The sequence below is a fragment of the Leptolyngbya sp. AN02str genome, from assembly GCF_050565595.1.
GTDB lineage: Bacteria > Cyanobacteriota > Cyanobacteriia > Elainellales > Elainellaceae > Kaiparowitsia.
Window position 1 is genome coordinate 122,097 of sequence record NZ_JBNXVR010000004.1, and the last position, 19,988, is coordinate 142,084.

5 protein-coding genes are annotated in these 19,988 nt (G+C 56.5%); 1 reads left to right on the forward strand and 4 read right to left on the reverse strand.

The window, feature by feature from the left end:
- Positions 1-54 precede the first annotated feature (54 nt).
- From ACQ4M4_RS04725 to ACQ4M4_RS04735, 3 genes are read right to left on the reverse strand one after another with little or no spacing between them, the layout of a single operon-like run.
- A complete protein-coding gene (locus ACQ4M4_RS04725) occupies positions 55-5,013 on the reverse strand; it encodes an amino acid adenylation domain-containing protein (RefSeq protein ID WP_430683313.1) in 4,959 nt (1,652 codons plus the stop codon).
- Complete coding sequence (locus tag ACQ4M4_RS04730; protein WP_430683314.1) at positions 4,913-12,022, reverse strand: amino acid adenylation domain-containing protein; 7,110 nt, start codon at positions 12,020-12,022, stop codon at positions 4,913-4,915. The genes ACQ4M4_RS04725 and ACQ4M4_RS04730 overlap by 101 nt, the downstream gene beginning before the upstream one ends.
- A complete protein-coding gene (locus ACQ4M4_RS04735) occupies positions 12,019-15,273 on the reverse strand; it encodes a non-ribosomal peptide synthetase (protein WP_430683315.1) in 3,255 nt (1,084 codons plus the stop codon). Before ACQ4M4_RS04735 ends, ACQ4M4_RS04730 begins: the two co-directional genes overlap by 4 nt.
- A 31-nt stretch (positions 15,274-15,304) precedes the next feature.
- Here ACQ4M4_RS04735 and ACQ4M4_RS04740 point away from each other — a divergent pair, with 31 nt between their 5' ends.
- On the forward strand, positions 15,305-15,454 hold the full coding sequence (locus ACQ4M4_RS04740; RefSeq protein WP_430683316.1) for a hypothetical protein: 150 nt from the start codon (positions 15,305-15,307) through the stop codon (positions 15,452-15,454).
- Here the strand turns inward: ACQ4M4_RS04740 and ACQ4M4_RS04745 are convergent.
- Entirely contained in the window at positions 15,429-19,988 is a 4,560-nt protein-coding gene (locus ACQ4M4_RS04745; protein WP_430683317.1) for a condensation domain-containing protein, read from the reverse strand. The two genes, ACQ4M4_RS04740 and ACQ4M4_RS04745, sit on opposite strands and share 26 nt — an antisense overlap.

The following is a 19,988-nucleotide window of genomic DNA, read 5'->3' on the forward strand; positions in this document are numbered from 1 at the left end:
GTCCATATCCAAGGTGGTGGGATGGTGGGTCAGTCTTGAGGTTGCTGAGCGCACTCACATCAGTTGAGAGAGGAGTTGATCTAGATCGTCCTGGTCTAACTGCGCATCTGGAAAATCGGAAGGCGTAAACCCGACAGCGCAACCCGATTGGCAATGTTGAATCAGCGATCGCAGCGCCACAAGATACTGTTGAGCCAGTGCCTCGATCGTTTCACGTCGATGAATTGCCGTGCTGTAGCGCCATTGCACCGTCAACTGTTCCTGGGTAATCAGGCTGTTAATATCCAACACATAGGCCCGCTGGCTGGAGGGATCTCGTCCCATATCGGCAGTTTCGGCCATCGTCGTGTCTGAGGAAAATAACGGGGTTTCCACAATGCCTTGCTCGGTTTGCCCAAGATAGTTGAACCGAACTTGAGATGGGGGAAGCTGCTGCATTTGAATCGTCGTTTGCGACGGGCTTAACCAACGCAACAGACCGTAGGAAATACCCTGATTAGGAACTTGCCGGAGCTGTTCTTTGATGGACTTAATGGCGGCTTCGGGCTGGTGAGAGGGGAGGTGCAATCGCACGGGAAACAGAGTTGTAAACCAGCCCACCGTGCGAGAAATATCAATCTCCTCAAATAATTCTTCTCGGCCATGTCCTTCTAAGTCGACCTGCACCACGGATGACCCCGTCCACTCAGCCATAACCTGAACCAAGGCCGTCAATAGAATGTCGTTGATTTGGGTTTGGTAGGCGGCAGGCACCTCGTGCAGCAAGGCGTGTGTGTCGGGAATGGGCAGTAAGCTGGTGACGACCTCCATTTGGGCAATGGTATTTTGTCCCGGTATATCTTGTCCCGGTATCCCGTCAACCGGAAGGGCAGGAATTGGCTCCTGTAACCGAGTCAGCCATGCCTGCAACTCCTGCTCCAGTTCTAGAGATTGAGCATGGTGGTGCAGTCGCTCTGCCCAGGTTTTGAAGGATGTTGTTTTGGCGGGAAGCTGAACGGGCTGTTGTTGCTGGAGTTGCTGATAAACTTGCTGCAAGTCAGAAAGAAGAATTCGCCAAGATACTCCATCCACAATCAGGTGGTGGCTAATGAACAAAAGGCGCTGGGGGCGATCGCATCCCAGGTCAAACAGCACCACTCGAAAGAGTGGCCCCTCGGTCAGGTTCAAGCTCTGCTGCAATGCATGGGTTGCAGTTTGTACAGCCCTCGCTTGAGCACATTCAGGCACCGCCGACAGATCCACCAGCGCAAGCGGCACCTCTGCCTTCACATCGGTCTGCCACTGGCGCCACGTTCCCTGCTCAACCTGAAAGCGCGATCGCAAAGCATCGTGATGGGCCAATAGATGCTGTAAAGATGCTTCTAGGAGACCAACGTGAATGGATTGCTGACTGCACAGCAACAGAGATTGGTTCCAATGGTGTGGATGGGGAATGGATTGATTAAAAAACCAGTGCTGAATGGGGGTAAGTGGAACCGTTCCCGTAATCGTTCCTTGCTCAGCAATGATAACAGGAGCGGTATTTACAACCGCAGCAAGCGCCCCAACGGTTGGGTTTTCAAACAAGTGTTTGGGGGTAAATCGTAGCCCAGCTTGCGCCGCTCTAGCCACAATTTGGATACACAGAATGGAATCTCCACCCAGCTCAAAAAAGTTATCATACCGTCCCACCTGGGCAACCCCTAACACATTGCTCCAAAGCTGGGCGATCGCCACTTCAGTTGCAGACTCTGGAGCCACAAATGCCGTGGCCGAAACAGAAAGAGTCGAGTCCAACCCTACGTGCAACAGGGCTTGTCGATCGACCTTGCCATTGGCGGTTAGCGGAAAGCGGCGAAAAGGAATGAACGCCGCAGGAATCATGGGTTCTGGCAGATAGGTATGTAGAAAATCGCGCAGTTCCCCAGGGGCTGGGCCAGGCAATTCGCAGGGAACCACATCGGCGACCAGTTGCGCATGTCCAGACTCACGAGCATGAATCAAAACAACCGCATCCTGAATTTGAGGATGGAGCCTGAGAGTTGTTTCAATTTCGCCCAATTCGATCCGAAATCCTCGAACTTTTACTTGGTGGTCCCGTCGTCCCAAAAATTCCAGCGTGCCATCTAATCGACGACGGGCAATGTCTCCTGTTCGATACATGCGTGACCCTGCATGGGGCGTAAATGGATCGGGCATAAAGGCGATCGCCGTTAAATCAGGACGGTTAAAATACCCCCGGCTAACGGCTTGTCCACCCACATACACGTCTCCTGGTACGCCCAACGGTACAGGCCGAAGGTGGCCATCCAACAGATAAAGTTGCGTATGGTTTAACGGCATCCCCAACGGAACAGTACCGGAATCGGGCGCAGATTCCCGCGTGCCCACCCAGTGAGTTAATACCCCAACCGTTGTTTCGGTAGGGCCATAGTGATTCAAAATGACGCAATCTGGAGCGAGCTGACGAATCTGCTCAACCAACTCCCAGTGACAGGTTTCCCCGCCCAAAATGAGCTGCCGTCGCGGCAACATTGTGGACGACTGAGCCGCCGCTAAGAGAACTTTGAGGTGAGACGGCACAATTTTGAGATAGTCCACCGGATGTTGCCGCACATAATCCATCAGGGCTTCTGGATCGAGCGTTTGGGCGGTGTTCATCAGGTGCAAACATCCCCCCGTACACCAACTGGGAAACAGCATGGTGTGCCCCAAATCGGCTGCCAGGGTAGACACTAGCGCAAAGTGACTGCCTTCGGGTGCTGCCAGCTTGGGCAACAGACTCTGCACATAGCTCACTAACTGGCGGTGTTCTACAGCAACGCCTTTTGGCTGTCCGGTAGAGCCAGAGGTAAACAGGACATAGGCCAACTGTTCAGGGTATGCAGCGATCGCCAAATTTTCGGCAGAGCACTCGGCAATCTGCGACCAATCGGCATCCAGATAAATGGTCACCGGAGATTGGGGCGATGCAGCTTGGGATGAGGCAGCTTGAGGTGAGGCAGCTTGGGGCGATGGGGCTGGCAACGGCAAGGTTTGCGCTAGGTGATGGTGCGTCAGGATGGCCTTGGGCTGTACCACCTGTAACCGTGCTGCGATGCTTGCGGTGGGTAAACCCGGCTCAATGGGCACATAGGCTCCACCCGCTTTTAAGATGCCCAGCAAGCCAACGAGCAGGGTGAGAGTGCGATCGCCATACAAGACCACGCGATCGTCGGGCTGAATGCCGCGTTGCCGCAGAAAATGCGCCAGTTGATTGGCCCGTGCATTGAGTTCGGCATAGGTTAAGGTTTCGTGCTCACCCATGGCTGCAATGCGGTCGGGCGATTGGGCAACCTGCGCTTCCACCCAGTGGTGAATGCAGGAAAACGGCAAAGGTTGAATCGGCTGATGGTCTTCTATCCATGGCTGCTGGCGATCGCCCTCATTCCACCAGTTGAGCGCATTCAGCGGCATCTCTGGATGCGTAACAACCGCCGTGACCACCCGTTCAAAATAAGCAGCAATTTGAGCGATCGCCTCTGCTGAAAACCGACTGACATCATAATGAAGCGCCGTTTGCAGACCCGTTGCCTGACGGATGCACGTTAACCGCAGCCGAAAAGGTTCCGGGTAAATGGCGTGCTGAATCAGCGATAGATGAGCCTGTGCGATCGACAGCGGTTCCCATGCTTCAAACTCAAAGGCGATCGGGGCAACGGTTTGGCTTCCAATAACAACATCCTGCCGTTCCGTCATATCGTGCAGGGTTTGCTCAACCTGCTGCAGCAATTGGCAAACAGATTGCGTAGTATCCAAGCGCATCTGCACCGGAAGCGCTCTGGCTAGCAAACCCAAGGCAGTTGCCAATTCAGCCTGCTGACGACCGCTGTGGGTAACATGCAGCATTCGATCGGTTGCTTCGGTGAGTTGCCACAGCACCACCTGCCAACTGGCTAGCAGCAAACTCTGGAGGGAAACATGCTGCCGCTCAGCCAGCGATTCCAACTGCAACACAACAGGGGCAGGCAGCGCCCCCGTCAAACAGGTTGGGTGAAACGCCTGAGGCTGAGGAATCTGGTGCTCAAACGGAAGAAATGGAATTTCGTTTGTGCGATCGAGGGTGGGCCAACGGTCTGGGTCAGCATTTTCCGCCTGGGTTTCCAACAGTTCATTCAACCAATCGGCCACATCCGCATATTGCATGGGCGCTGGGTCATCCCCAGTTTGATCCGCTAACGCTTCAACGTCATGCACCCATCGGTCTGGGAACTCACCACTCACCATTGCGGCATAGACCTGACCCATTTCATGGATCAACCGTTGAAATGTGGTGGCATCTGCACAAAGGCTGGGAAGCCGCAGCAAAATTAGATATCGCTGGGGCGATCGCAACACAACCGCAACATGCAACACAGGCAGGGAATCCACCCTTGGAGGGGTTTGGTTCCAGGCTTGAAAGATCGCTTGAATCTCGGCGTGCAGCTCAGCGTGAATTCCGGTTGGAATCTCGGTTGGAATTTCAGCTGGAATCTCAGCATGAATTCCGGTTGGAATCTCAGCGTGGATGTTCTGTTGAACATCAGCCTGAATCCCAGCGTGAACCTTTGTGTTGATGTCAGCCTGCATTTCAGAGTGAATCTCAGCTGCAGAGTCCGGTTGACCCAGATTGAATTGCAGCGTAAACAGCGAATCGGGATCGTCAATCTCGTCTTGAATCACCTGGAGCGGCACCATTCCAGGTAAACCCTGAAATCGAGTGCGCAGAATTTCATGGCGCAAAATAGTTTGGCGAATGGCCGCTCTCAAAGCGTGAGGCTGAAGCTCCCCTTCCCACAGCAGCGCACACTGCGCCCATGACGGCAACCCGGCATAGGCCTGTTGCCATGACCAGAAATGGTGTTGTTGTGGAGATAGGCGATAGCCTGCGATCGCATCCAGTTGCATACGCTTGTCACCTTTGATTGTGAAGGTTGGCTTGTAAAAGTTGGCTTGTGATGGGGTCTGCCATTCCCGCGAGCACCGTGCGGGAACCCACAAACGGACGGCGACCATGAGCCGCCAACAGATTGTCAAGCAGCAGGACATCTCCGGCTTGCCAGGAGAAGGTGATGGTTTCCTGGGCATAAACTTGGCGGATTTTGGCTAGAACATGGTCTTCAATCTCCGATCCATCGCCGTAATAGGCATGGCGCGGCAGACGAGAGGATAACTCTGCCAGCAAACTTTGCTGCACCGTCGGATCTAGGCTAGACACATGAAACAGGTGCGCCTGGTTAAACCAAACCAATTCGCCCGTGCGGGGATGAGTGGCGATCGCCGGACACACTTGCCGAGTTTGGAGCTGATCGTTTCCCCACCACTCAACGTCAATGTTGGCACTGCGGCAATAGGCTTCCACAACCGAGCGCTGCTCAGTTTGAAACACATTTTGCCAGGGCAAATCTAACCCACCGCCATAGTTGCGCACATACAGCACGCCCTGTTGCTGAAACCGGGCTCGAATTGCGGGGTCAATTCCGGCAAAAACGCGGCGACTATCGGCAATGGGCGTCTCTCCACCTTGCTGAGCAGGCTGCACGCAGTAAAAGGCAATCTTGGCAGGATACTGACTGGCATAGGCCATTTCGTTGTGCAGCGGAATGGTGCGGTTGGGAGGGTACTCCGTTGAGGTGTACACCTGTCCCTGAACCTGGGTGCGTGGGGTAGAGCGGTAGGTGTAAGACATGAGTTCCTGGGCGATCGCCTGCATAAACTCCCCAAAGTCTGCGGCACCCTGAATTTGAAATCCGCGAAACAGGATGCCGCCCCGCTGCTCAAGCAACGACTCAATCAATGCCCGATGGCTCTTGGCCCAGGCGGTTAACCCCAAGGTTTGCCCCGTAGGCTGAATCAAAGCCGGTAAGGAACCATTGGGCTGCAGAGAGGTAATTTGCACTAACTCATCTGCCGATACACTCACCAGCTTGCGGCGGCGTCCCTTGAGGGAAGGCGGCACCGACACCGACGCTGGAGCAGTCCCCTCAGGAATGGCCATGACCAGATGGTTGAGGGACAGATCGGGCTGGGAGGGTGTTGCAATCTGCTGAAGTAGCATGGCCAGTTGCTCTAGCCATTGAGCGATCGCAGAAGATTGAAAGCGATGACCGTCATACATCATTTGTAATTTCAACTCCTCGCCGGGTAGCACTCTCAGTGTCAGCGGATAGCTGTTGTTCACCACAGAGCGAACATTGAGAATCTCCAAATCCACAGGTAACCGTTGAGCCGCCGCATCAACGGGATAATTTTCAAACACCACCAAACTCTCGAATAAAGGCGTATCTGCCGGTTGATTGAGCCAACGCTGAATGGAGCGCAGCGGCGTGTACTCATAGCGCCGAGCCTCCAATTGTTGGGTTTGGATGTGCTGCAACCAGGACAGCAGCGGCATTTGAGGGTCTATCTGCACGCGGGCAGGCAGCGTGTTGATGAACAGGCCAATCATCGAGTCAGCCCCCGTTAAATCGATGGGTCGGCCAGCACTGGTCACTCCAAACACAACATCGGTAGATTGGCTGATGCGGCTAACCATGAGGGCCCAAGCACCCTGTACCAGCGTGTTTAACGTGAGCCGATGACGCTGTGCAAAGGTTTGCAGGGTTTCGGTGGCCTGATAAGACAGGGGTTGCGTTTGGATCGCATAACCCTGAGCCGATGGGGCGGAATCGTGGCTGAACCGCGAGGTTGCAGACCTGAACTGAACCCGAGACTGAAACCCTTGAAATTGCTGTCGCCAAAAGGCTTCTGCAGCAGTGAGATCCTGGGTTTGTAGCCAGGTAATGTAATCCCGATAGGGGCGAGTGGAAGGCGAACTGGGGAGCTGCCCACGACTGAACGCTGCGTAGGTGGTGAAAAGCTCGTTGAAGACCAGCGGCAATGACCAGCCATCGAGCAACAGGTGGTGGGAAGTCCAAACAAATTCATAGACCTGATCGGCCAGACGAATCAGCGTTAGCCGCATCACAGGCGCTTCCTGCAGATGCAACCCGCTGGCGCGATCGCGCTGTAACCAGGCGTTGAGTTGAGTCTGCTGTGCGGCGGAAGGGAGCGATCGCCAATCCAGACTTTGCCAGGGGAGCGATGCCCGCTGCCGGACGCATTGTAACGGCTGATCCAACTCCCACAGAAAGGCGGTGCGAAAAATGGGATGCCGCTCGATCAGGTGCTGCCAAGTGCGTTGCAGCGCCGACTCATGGAGCGCCCCCCGTAGCGTGCAGGCAAGCTGGGTCACATACAGTTCGCCACCGGGAGCATAGAGCGTATGAAACAAAATGCCCTGCTGCACCGGAGAAAGAGGATAGAGGTCTTCAATCTGGCGATCGCGCTGCCACAGCCAATCAAGCTGGGATTGATGCAGGTGGGATAGGGGAAAATCTGACGGCGTATAGCCACCGGCATCGGGCAACAGGCAATGGTGAATCAGCGATCGCAACTCGGTCACACAATCGTGAGCCAGTTGCTCAATGCGATGGGGCTCGTGCAGCTGCTCACTGTACACCCAATGAAGCTGAAGCCGCCCTTCCAGCACAAAGCCGCTCACATCTAGGAGATAAAACCGAGGGTTGTGGGCACTTTTCTCAGGGCCGCTGGACTCTGGAGCGAGCTGAAACAGCCCATCTGCCAGGGATTGATCCAGCTGGCCCAAATAGTTGAAGCTCACCTGAGCCTGAGGACGCGATCGCAATTGTTCCTGAACCGACTCATCCCCCAGGTAGCACAACCGTCCATAGCTCACGCCTTGTTGAGGAATATGACGGAGCTGCTCTTTGATGGCCTTGAGGGTTTCTCCTGGTGAGTGCCGTACCTCAAAGCTCAAGCAGACTGGAAACACGCTCGTAAACCAGCCCACCGTGCGAGAAAGGGCGATCGCCGCCTGATCCGTCTCGCGGCCATGGCCTTCTACATCAATCAACACCGTGGGGCTTTGGGTCCATTGGGCCAGGGTTTTACCCACAGCCGCTAGCAGGATGTCGTTGATCTGCGTTCGATACGCCTGGGGAACCTGGCGCAGTAGCGCGGCAGTTTCGTCCCGGCTCAGGGTGACAGAACACACGCGCGCATGAGCTTCGGTGTTGAGCGCGGTCAGGTCAGCGTCGTTTGCCTGGGTGGGCAACGGAGCGATCGCCTGTGGCAAATGCGGGAGCCAGTCCAACAATGCCTGCTGCTGCTCCGCCTCAGTTGTCCAGCGCTGCTGCTGTGCCCACTGCTGAAAGGCCGTCGTTTTGGGCGGAAGCTGAAGGGCTTGCCCCTGGCTAAGTTGGCGGTAGGCCGTCTGCAAATCTTCCAGCAAAATTCGCCACGACACGCCATCCACCGCCATGTGATGAATCACCAGGAACAAACGACCGGGTTGATCCACCCCCAGGTCAAACCAAGCAACGCGCAGCAGTGGCCCCTGAGCCAGATTCAGGCTGGTTTGCAGGGCAGCAGTCGCCGCTTCTATTGCCTGGGTTTGGCGGTCGGGTGGAAGATCGGACAGATCGATTGGGAGGAATGGGGTCATGGCTTCAGCCGCCAGATTGACCTGCTGCCACTGGCCATCTACCCAGGTCAGCCGTAGCCGCAGGGCATCGTGATGACGCAGTAAATGCTGCACCGCTTGCGCGAGCCAGTGCGGATCGAGCCGTTGCGACACGGCCAGCAACAGCGATTGGTTGTAGTGATCTGGATGGGGGAAGGGTTGCGCAACAAACCGCTGCTGAATGGGGGTAAGCGGCACCAGACCGCTCACCGCTCCTTGCTCAGTCTGCATGGGCGTAACGGGCTGAGCGATCGCCGCTAGCTCTGCAATGGTTTGATGCTCAAACAGGTGCTTGGGCGTGAACTGCACGCCCGCCTGGTGCGATCGCGCCACAATTTGAATACTGAGAATGGAGTCGCCCCCCAGTTCAAAGAAATTGTCGTGAATTCCTACCTGCTCCAGGTGCAGGACTTGCTGCCAAATGTCGGCCAGTTGCGCTTCTAGGGGCGATCGGGGAGCCACGTACCCCTGGATTGGCGATCGCAACTGAGGCTCTGGCTCTGGCAGTGCCCGACGATTGATTTTGCCATTGGGCATGAGGGGCAACGCATCCAGCTCTACCCAACTTGCAGGCACCATATAGTCGGGCAGCGAGTCCCGCAGGTGCTGCCGTAGAGCTGGTAGCTCCAGCCGCATCGATTTTTTGGGAACGACATAGGCCACTAATTGCCGATGCCCCTGCGGCTCCCGCACCACCACAGCGGCGGCTTGCACATCAGGGTGATGGTGCAGAGCAGCCTCAATTTCACCTAACTCAATCCGAAAGCCGCGCAGCTTCACTTGGTGGTCGATCCGTCCCAAAAATTCCACCTGGCCATCGGGTAAGTAGCGAGCCAAATCGCCGGTTTTGTAAAGGCGGGCACCGGGCTGCGCACTAAAGGGATCGGGCACAAATCGTTCCGCCGTGAGCTTGGGCCGATTCCAATAGCCCCGCCCAACCTGGACACCGCCAATGTGCAATTCCCCCGGTACACCAATGGGTACGGCTCGTCCAGCGGCATCTAGCAGATGAATCTGGGTATTGGCGATCGCCCGTCCAATGGGCACGGTGGCACCGGGGCACCGGGGCTGACAGACCCACGCCGTGACATCGATAGCGGCTTCGGTGGGGCCATACAAGTTATACAGCGGTACATCAAACCGCTCAAAATAGCGCTGCTGCAAGGCAACGGGTAGCGCCTCGCCACTACAGAACACGCGCTTGAGGCTGCGGCAGTCTAAATCCGGCTCTTCGAGAAATACGGACAGCATCGACGGCACAAAATGCAGCGTGGTAATGTGCTGACGGGCAATGGTTTCGGCCAGGTAGTGGCTGTCTTGATGTCCCCCAGGCCGCGCCATGACTAACTGGGCACCCACCACCAGCGGCCAGAGCAGTTCCCATACGGACACATCAAAGCTGAAGGGAGTTTTTTGCAGGACGCGATCGCCCGCAGTCAGGGCATAGGTCTGCTGCATCCACCGCAAACGGTTGCACAATCCCTGGTGGGTATTCATGGCTCCTTTGGGTTGCCCGGTAGAGCCAGAAGTGTAGATTATGTAGGCCACATGAGCAGGAGCAATCGGGCAAACGGGATTGGTGGTGGGCTGCTGGGCTACCGTGTGCCAGTCCCGATCGAGGCACAGGCAAAACGCGGAGGGGCTAAGGGTAGAAAAGCGATCGCTCAGGGCCTGTTGGGTCAGCAAGACAGCGGGTTGCGCATCCTGCAGCATGAAAGACAGCCGCTCTGCTGGATAGCTTGGATCGAGCGGAACATAGGCTCCGCCCGCTTTCAACACGGCCAGGATGGCGATCGCCAGCTCTAGGGATCGGTCTAACCCCAAGCCAACCCGCACCTCGGGGGTAACCCCCAATGCTTGCAAGCCATGGGCCAACTGATTCGCTTTGAGATTGAGTTCGCGATAGGTCAGATGCTGCCCTTCATACACAACGGCGATCGCATCGGGTGTGCTGCCAACCTGCGCCTCAAACCATTGAGGAAAACAGTCCGGTGCGTCAAACTCAACCTGCGTTTGGTTCCACCCAATCAACTGCTGCTGCTCAGCTGGAGTCAGCAGGGAAAAATCGGCCAATCGCCGATCGGGATTCGCCACAATTTCGGTAAGCAACTGCTCAAAATGGCCTCGAAGACGGGCGATCGCCGCGGCATCAAATAGATCCGTGCGATATTCCACACGGCCCATCAGCGAACCAGACTGCTCGGTCATATCCAGACTCAAATCAAATTTCGCCGTACGCGTCTGAGCTTCGAGGGGAGTAATCACCAGGTCTGGCAATTCCAGTCGGGGCATGGGCGCATTGCCCAAGGAAAACCAGGTTTGAAACAGGGGATTTTGGTTGAGCGTTCGGGTGGGCTGGAGGTCATCCACCAATTTTTCAAACGGCAGCGCCTGGTGGGCATAGCCCGCGAGGGTGACCTCCCGCACCCGCTGCAACAGATCTCGAAACGGAGGATTGTGAGCAAGGTCGGTACGAAAGACAAGCGTATTCACAAACGCGCCAATTAGCCCTTCCAGCTCGGTGTGGTTGCGGTTGGCAATCGGCGACCCCACCAAAATGTCAGTTTGCCCGGTGTAGCGATACAGCAGTGTTTTGAAGGCCGCCAGCAGCAGCATAAACAGCGTGACCCCCGTTTGCTGGCTCAAGTGTTTGAGATCGGTCGTGAGCTGGCGGGGCAATGTCCAGGTTTGAATGTCTCCCTGAGCGGGGCGGTGGGTTGCGGAACCCGTCTTAGGAGCAGCGCACCCAGCCAAATTCAGCACGGGCAACTCCCCGCCAAGCTGCTGTCGCCAATAGTGAAGCAGGCGGTCTAAGGCTTCTCCCTGAAGCGACTGCCGCTGCCAAACGGCAAAATCGGCATACTGAATCGGCAAGTCTGGCAGGGGTAAGGATTGCCCTTGGGCCGCTTGGTAGAGAGCGACTAATTCGCGGATGAGCACTCCGGTAGACCACCCATCGGAAATGATGTGGTGCAGCGTGAGCAGTCCCACATAATCCGTTTTCGCCAGCTGAATGAGGGTGCAACGCACTAGTGGGCCTTGCTCCAGGTCAAACGGACGCTGGGCTTCGGCGATCGCCAGCCGTTGAACCTCCATCTCCTGCTGTGCCGGGGGGAGGTGCTGCACGTCAATCATCAGCACGGGGAGCGACTGAGCCTCAACCACCATTTGCACCGGCTGGCCATCGACCACGCGAAACCGAGTGCGCAACATTTCGTGGCGCTGGGCGATCGCCTGCAAACTGTGCTGCAATGCCCCCACCTGCAGCCGCCCCTGTAGCCGCAGCGCTGTTGGAATGTGGTACACCGGGCTATCTGGCTCAAGCTGATGCAAAAACCAGAGCCGCTGCTGAGTAAAGGACAAGGGCGCAGATTGAGCATGCCGCCGGGGAATGCGGGGACGGTGAGCCTCGGCCTTGCCGCGCAGCCGCTGCTCTAGCAAAGCGCGTTTTGCAGGAGAAAGCTGAGAGGATTGCATGCTGCGATCGACGGGATAGTTCATAGCTGTACCTCGCTTGCTTGAGCCATTTGCCGTTCTGCTTCTGCCTCGGTGAGCGCTGCAATGTCTGCCAGCAGCGCGGCTTCCACCACAGCGGCCAGCTCTGCCACCGTTTGCGCCTCAAACAGTTGGCGCAGCGGCAGTTCCACCTCAAACTGATCGCGCAGACGAGAAAGCACCTGCGTTGCCAGCAGAGAATGGCCGCCCAGCGCAAAGAAATCTTGATGAATGCCGACGGTTTCCCGCCCCAACACCTCTGCCCAAATGGCGGCGATCGCGGCTTCGGTGGGGGTGCGAGGCGCAACGGCCTGTGCATTGAGGCTCACCGTTTCCGGCGGGGGCAGGGCCGCACGATTGACTTTGCCATTGCGGGTGAGAGGCAGCGCCTTTAAGCAGACAAACGTCGTTGGAATCAGGTAAACGGGCAGCCGCGTTTGGAGAAATTGCCGCAGATCAGACGGGGCGATCGCTGGCGCTCCAGACACCGCATGGGTCACCACATACGCCACTAACAGCGGCTGGTCGGCAGAGTCGGCGTGAGCCACCACAGCGGCTTCTTTAATTTGGGGATGGTGCAACAACTGCGCCTCGATTTCGCCCAGCTCAACCCGAAACCCGCGCAGCTTAATTTGCTGATCCAGCCGTCCCAAAAACTCAAGCGAACCATCCGGCAGGTATCGCGCCAGGTCGCCAGTTTGGTAGAGTCGCCCAGCGGCATCCACCGTCGTTGCAAATGGATTGGGCAAAAATCGGCTAGCCGTCAAGCCCGGACGCCCATAGTAACCGCGAGACACTCCCCGCCCGCCCACGTACAGCGCCCCCGGTACGCCCATGGGCACCGGGTCAAGGTGTTCATCCAGCAGGTAGACCTGAGTGTGGGCGATCGCCCATCCCAATGGCACCGAGGCGGCTGGCGATCGCTCGGTCTGCCCCAGCTCAACGGGATATGTCAGCACGCCAACGGTCGTTTCCGTGGGGCCGTAGTGGTTGAAGATGCGACAGGACGATGACTGGGCAGCCAGAATTGTCTGAATTTGCTCAATCAGCGTCCAGCGGCAAACCTCCCCGCCCAAAATCAAGCGCTGACGCGGCACAATCGCCGCCGAGTTAGAACTAGTCAGCAACGCTTGCAGGTGCGATGGCACAATCTTGAGGCAGTCGATGGGATGCTGAACACAATAGGCGGCAAAAGCTTGGGCATCGGCAACCCGCTCAGCCGCAATCAGGTGCAGCGTTCCACCCCGACACAGGCAGGGAAAAATCATGGTGTTGCCCAGGTCGGCCGCCAGGGTGGACACGGTGGCATAGCTGGCGATCGCAGGCAGATCCAGCCGTTCAACCACACTGTGCACATAGTGGAGTAGCTGCCGATGTTCGACGGCAACCGCCTTGGGCTGTCCGGTGGAACCCGAGGTGTAGAGCAGGTAAGCCAGATGGGCTGGAGTGGCCGAACTGGCAGGGTTTTCGGTGCTATGTTGAGCGATCGCTCCCCAATCGCGATCCAGACAAACGACCTGGGCCACCTCCGGGGAAAAGGATGGCAGCAGACCCGCGTGAGTCAGCACAATCTCCGCCTGAGCATCCAGCAAGCGAGCCTGTACCCCTGCTGAAGGCAAGCTTATATCAAGCGGCAGGTAAGCGCTTCCAGCCTTGAGCACAGCCAGCATCGCCACCATCACATCCAGAGAGCGCTCCAGATATATGGCGATCGGGCGATCGGGCTGGGCACCGGCCTGCTGCAAATAATGGGCAAGCTGGTTGGCCCGATGATTCAGTTCCCGATAGGTTACCTGTTGATCTTCATAAACCAGGGCCATGTGCTGCGGGGTGCAGCCGACCTGCCGTTCAAACCAGTGGTGAATGCACTCGCTCGAATCGGGGGCGGGCGTTTGGTCAGCCGTAAAGGTCGAACTAATAGATGCCCTCGGCCAGCCTTGCAGCAGATGCAGCCGTTCCTCGTTTGCGAGTAGGTTTAACCGAGCGATCGCCACGGTTGGGTCAGCCGTGGCGCTGTGGATCAGCGTTTGCAGTTGACGGGCAACACAGGCGATCGCCTCTGGAGAAAACAGCTCCGCTTCGTAGTGCAGTTCCAGGTGCAACCGTTCGGCCTGACTCACCCCCGTCAGCCGCAATTCGGTGCGATCGCCATACACCCGCTGGTGCTCCACAGCAAACGTCAAGCCATCTACAGTGCGCTCTGCGGCCCACTCCACCCAGTCAAAGGCGATCGCAGGACAAGGCGCATGGGTGCCCCGTTCCGGAAAGTAGTCCTGCCATTCCGTCAGCCCTTGCCATGCCTCCTGGGTATGGCGCAATAGTTGGTGAAAACAGGTGTCGTTCTGTAGCTCAGTGTGCAGCGGCAAATAGCGAACAAATGGCCCCAACGCCGCTTCTAGCTCGGCATACTGTCGCCCGTCACAGGCCACCGCGATCGCCATTTGTGCCTGCGCGGCATGTCGCCACAGCAACACCTGCCAGCAGCTCAGCAGAAACACCGCCGGAGAGACCTCCCAGCGCCGAGACTGTTCCTGTACCTGGGCGATCGCCGCCTCTGAGAGGTGCACCGAATGGCAGCTCGGCCAAAACCGCTCTGGAACTGCTGTGCGGTTTCGGAGGGGCGGTGTGAGGGGCGGCGGTACAGGCTGCTGCCGCCAAAAGTTCTGCCCCACTCTCACCTCATACTCGGCCTGAGGGTCGGCTTGCTGCACCTGGTTTTGCCATTCGGCATATTCGGCATACTGCACCTCCACGGAAGACACGTCTGCCGCTTGCCCAGCATAAAGATGGATCAGCTCATCAAACAAAGCATTGAGCGTTTGGGCGTCGGCACAGAGCGATGGCAGCGTTAACACAAGCCAATGCCGCTGAGTCGAACACCGCACCCAAACCGCCCGCACCAGTGGGGCTTGGTCAAGATGGTATCGGTGCGATCGCTCGGCCTGTAGCAGAGCCTCAAGCTGGGTTTTCTGGGTTTGCTCCGACTCACCCCCCAAACTCCAGTCCAGGGGTTGCCAGTAGCTCTGCGCTTCCTCCCTTGCCTCAACCACTTGCAGAGGCATCATGCCAGCCGGACGCACAAAGGTCGTGCGGAGAATGTCATGGCGGGCGATCGCCCCTTCGAGCGCCGCTCGTAATCGTGCTTCGTCCACATCTCCCCGCAGGGAAATTACCGACTGCGCTACATAGGCTCCTGAGTCGGGGTGGAGTGACCACAGGTGCCGCTGCTGCGGTGACAGTTTGAATCCAGTTATCACGAAAAATATCCCTCCTACATGTTCTTGATGGGTGCGTTTGTGTCGCGTGCGATCGCGGCCTTACATCAACCTGTTGGAGGCGATCGCCATTGCCCCAGTTCGCAGCGTGTGTTCAGGTGCGATCGCCTCAATGCGCTTGTCTGAATACGCTTGCCTTAACGGAGTTGCTGAGCCGCTGTGACCGGATCGCCTGTAGCCGGATCGCCCATAACTGGGTCGTCTATAACCGGGTCGCCTATAACCGGGTCGCCCGTCACCATGTCGCCCAGTGCCACCACAATTCGACGAGCACCCCCATAAGGTTTGCGGCCATGGGCAGTCAGCATGTTATCCAGCATCAGCACGTCTCCGGCCTGCCAGGTAAAGCACACTTCAAGCTGCTGATACACCGTTTGAATTTCTGCCAAAACTTCCGGCTCAATTGCCGAACCATCGCCGTAATAAACCTGGCGGGGAAAGTTCCCTTCCCCCAGTAGCGACGCCAACGAATCCTGAGTGGAACGATCCAAAAAGGAAGGATGGTGCAGCTGAATTTGATTGAAGAACACCCAATCGTGGGTGTTGGGATGCTGTGCGATCGCCGGACGAATTTGCCGCGTTCTTAACCCATCGTGATCCAGCCACTCAAACTCCATCCCAGATCGACGGCAATAGGCTTCAACCACTGCCGGATCAGAGGTATGGAAAAAGTCCTGCCAGCATACATCCAATCCTTTGATGTACTGGCGAACATACATGAGCTGTTTTTCGGCAAACCGTTCGCGGGTTTGGGGGCGAAGGTGCTGATACACCTGACGACAGTCCACAATGGGCGTTTCGCCTCCCTGCTGAGCCGCCTGCACACAGTAAAACCAAATTTTGAGCGGATACAGGTTGAGGTGAGAACTCTCATTGTGAAAGAGAATGGCCTGATCGGCTGGATAGGGAGTGGAGCCATACACCTTGCCACCGATCTCCACACGCGGCAAGTCTCCATATTCACCAAAGAGCTGTGGGCATAAGGCCTGGGCAACTCGCTCAAAGTCGGCGATCGCCCGCAAGCCAAACCCGCGAAACAAAATCGCCCCGTAGCGCAGCAGGTCACCTTCGATCTGGTCTCGATGGCTACTCACCCAATCAGCCAGATCAATGCTGCAATCCACTCCTGAATCTAGACCTGTGAAGTTGGGTTGCAACACCAGCGGCAACGGCACGTGGTTTGAGAAAAAGCTGGATTGAACGACGGGAGTCTGTGGAAGCTGAATGGCTTTGGGCGCAATCTTTTGAAATGATCGCTTCCGAGGATGGGATTGCTGCATAGAAGATAAAGCTGAAGGGGAAAATTCGGATCGTTGCTTCAATGGATGTTTTAACGAATGCTCTGACTTTTGTTCTGATTTTTGCTCTAGCTGCTGCTCTGACTTTTGTTTTGAATATTGTCCTGAATTTTGTTCCAATTTGCGTTCAGAATCTTGTTCTGCATCAAATTCCGAGTAGCACTCTGATTCAATCCCCAGATTTTGTTCTAAGCAACATTCAGATTGATGTGCCGATTTCTGTCCTAATTCTTGTTCTAGCGATCGCTCTAAATCTTGTTCTAGATCTTGTTCTAAATTCTGTTCCGATTGCTGTTTTAACGATTGAGCCAAAACTGATTTCAACTGGGTTGGGCGCAAGGGCTGCGTCATGGTTGGCATGGGCAAAGCATCAATCGCGCTATCAGGGCTAGCCAGGATGTGCTGAAGCAACGCTTCAAACTGCTGTGCCATGCGGGCAATGGTGGTAGCAGTGAACAAGTCGGTGCGGTAATTCCAGTGGGCCACCAATCCCTCCGGTGTTTCCTGCCAGAACAGAGCCAAGTCAAATTTTGCCGTTTGGGTGTGGATAGGCAATGGGGTGAGGGTTAGGTCAGGCAGCGTTATGGCTGGCGCTGGCGCATTTTGCAGCACAAACAACACTTGAAAGAATGGGGTTCCTCGACGCCGATCGGGTTGGAGTAGTTCCACTAATTGGGCAAAGGGCACATCCTGATGGTCGTAGGCGGCTAGCGTAACATCTCGAACTCGGCTGAGCAGCGTCTTAAAACTGGGGTTGCCAGAAAGATCGGTTCGCAGCACCAGCAGATTCACAAAAAAGCCAATTAAGCCTTCCACCTCAGCCCGATTTCGGTTTGCAACATCAGTTCCCACGATCAGGTCAAGCTGCCCTGTATCGCGATACAGCAACACCTGAAAAGCGGCCAAAAGGGTCATGAACAGGGTTGTTTCGCTGCGGTGGCTGAGGTCGTGGAGCGCCTGGGTAAGCGCTGAAGAGAGGCGAAATGGGGCGATCGCCCCGGCAAACGTGGGTTGCTCTGGGTGTGGAAAATCGGTTGGCAAGGTTAAGACGGGCAAGGTTCCGCCCAGTTGCCGCCGCCAATACATCAGCTGCTGGTCGAGCGTGTCAGCGGTGAGCCACTGGCGCTGCCAAGCGGCAAAGTCGGCATACTGAATCGGCAAAGGAGCCAGAGGAGAGGGTTGCCCTGCGGCAAAGGCGCGATACAGCGTTGCCAGTTCATGCACCAACACCCCCTTTGACCACCCATCGGAAATGATATGGTGCAGGGTGAAAACAATCATCTGTTGGCGATCGCCTAGGCGCAGCACCGTGACCCACCACAGTGGCCCATGCATCAGGTCAAACGGACGCTGGGCTTCAGTGTGTATCCACTCGTCTATCCAGGGTTGAACATTGGCCGACGAATGTTCCGCCAGCTTTGGCACATCAATGACCGAGAGTGGCACCTCTAGCGAGGGTGCAATCTGCTGCATGGGTTGACCTTGAATCACCGGAAACGTGGTGCGCAAGATCTCATGCCGCTGGATCACCTCTGCCAGACAGCGCCGGAACACCTCTAGATCTAAAATGCCGTCAATTTGCAAAGCTGCAGGCTCATTGTAGGCCGTGTTGCCTGGGTGCAACTGTTCCACAAACCAAAGCCGCTCTTGGGCAAAGGATAGGGGAAAGGGGCGATCGCGGTTTTGCGACATGGGTTGAATGGGTTCCAGCGCCGGACTGCCCTTGGGCAATGCCGAACGCAGCACCGATTCTAATTGGGCGGCGAGTCCGGCCAGGGTGGGATGCTCAAACAAGCAGCGCAGCGGTAGCTCAACCTGAAAATGGGTGCGTAACCGCGATATCAGCTGAGTTGCCAGCAGGGAGTGCCCTCCCAATTCAAAGAAATGATCCTGTAGGCCAATAGCATCAACCCCCAAAAGCGACTGCCAGATCTCGGCCAGCGTTTTTTCCACGGCTGTGGTGGGAGGCAACGGGGAAGTCGGGGAAGTCGAAGAGGGCGATCGCCGCTGGGGTTGCACCCGCATTTGGGGCATTTCATAGGCGGGAAGCTGTTGTTTAAGCGCCGACAGCGATTGTTCTGGATTGGCTGCAATGTGCTCCAGCAGATGCAGCACATGACTCACCATCCAGCCCACGCTAGTGTCATCCAGCCGGGAGGCTTCGTAAATGCTCACAATGTGCAGGGTGGCGTCGGGTTTCACCAAAAGCGTCAGTGGATAGCCCGTTTGTGCTCCTTGCGTTTGTTCAATCTGAATCTCTAGATCTGCCAGATCCGCCGCAGACAGGTTGGGATAATTCTCAAACACCAACAGACTGTCGTACAGCGGCAGCGATCCAGGCATCTCACTCCACTGGTGAATTTGTCCGGTCGAAATATTTTCGTATTGCTGTAATTCAACGGTTTCAGCCCGAATCGTTTGCAGCCAGGGCAGCAGCATGGCCGATGCATCAACGCGAACTCGCAGCGGAATGGTATTAATCAGCAGCCCCAGCATGGACTCACTGCCCGGCAGCATGGGTGGACGACCCGAGACCGTAATGCCAAAGACAACATCGTCGGTTTGGCTATAGTGGCTAAGCAGCAACGCCCAAATTCCCTGGATGACGGTGTTGAGGGTGAGGTGGTGCTGTCGAGCCAGCGTTTGCAGGGTTTGCGTTGCCGCTGCCGAAAGCGTACCCGACTGCTCTCGATGGGATGGCACCGGGAGCGCATCGGTAGCAGGAGCGATCGTCCTTCCAAGAGCCGTTGGCTGAGTCCATCCTTGAAGGCGCTGCTGCCAAAAGGCTTTTGCCTGAGCCAAGTCCTGCTGCTGGAGCCAGAGAATATAGTCCCGATAGGGACGTGATGGAGGCAACACCAGCGATGGATGCGAGGACAACTGGGGCAACGGGGTTGTGCGGTAATGCTGATACAAAGTCAACACTTCCTGGAACAGCAACGGCTGCGACCATCCATCCAACAAAATATGGTGATGACTCCAGATCAGGCGATACAGATCGGGGCGAAGTTGAATCAGGGTAAGGCGCATCAACGGTGCCGTGGAGAGAGAAAACCCCTGAATCCGCTGGTGGTGCAGCACATGGGCTAGCTTTTCGGTTTGCTCGGTGGCGGAGAGCGATCGCCAATCCTGCCGCTCCAACGGGATATTTACCTGCCGCAACACCACCTGCAACGGAGCATCCTGATCTTTCCAAACAAACACCGTTCGCAGAATGGCATGGCGATCGATCACTCGCTGCCACGCCTGCTCAAAGGCAGCAACATCCAGCTGGCCGCGCAGCAGACACACCAATTGTTCAATGTGATAGCCCGACTCTGGCGCGCTGAGGGTGGCAAATAGCATCCCTTGTTGGGCAGGGGACGCCGGATAAATCGTTTCAATTGTTTTTTGATTCAT

Bases quoted from the DNA above. Each gene is read 5' to 3' on its own strand.
- ACQ4M4_RS04725 (WP_430683313.1), bottom strand. From the start codon at position 5,013: ATGGTCGCCGTCCGTTTGTGGGTTCCCGCACGGTGCTCGCGGGAATGG.
- ACQ4M4_RS04730 (WP_430683314.1), bottom strand. From the start codon at position 12,022: ATGAACTATCCCGTCGATCGCAGCATGCAATCCTCTCAGCTTTCTCCT.
- ACQ4M4_RS04745 (WP_430683317.1), bottom strand. From the start codon at position 19,988: ATGAATCAAAAAACAATTGAAACGATTTATCCGGCGTCCCCTGCCCAA.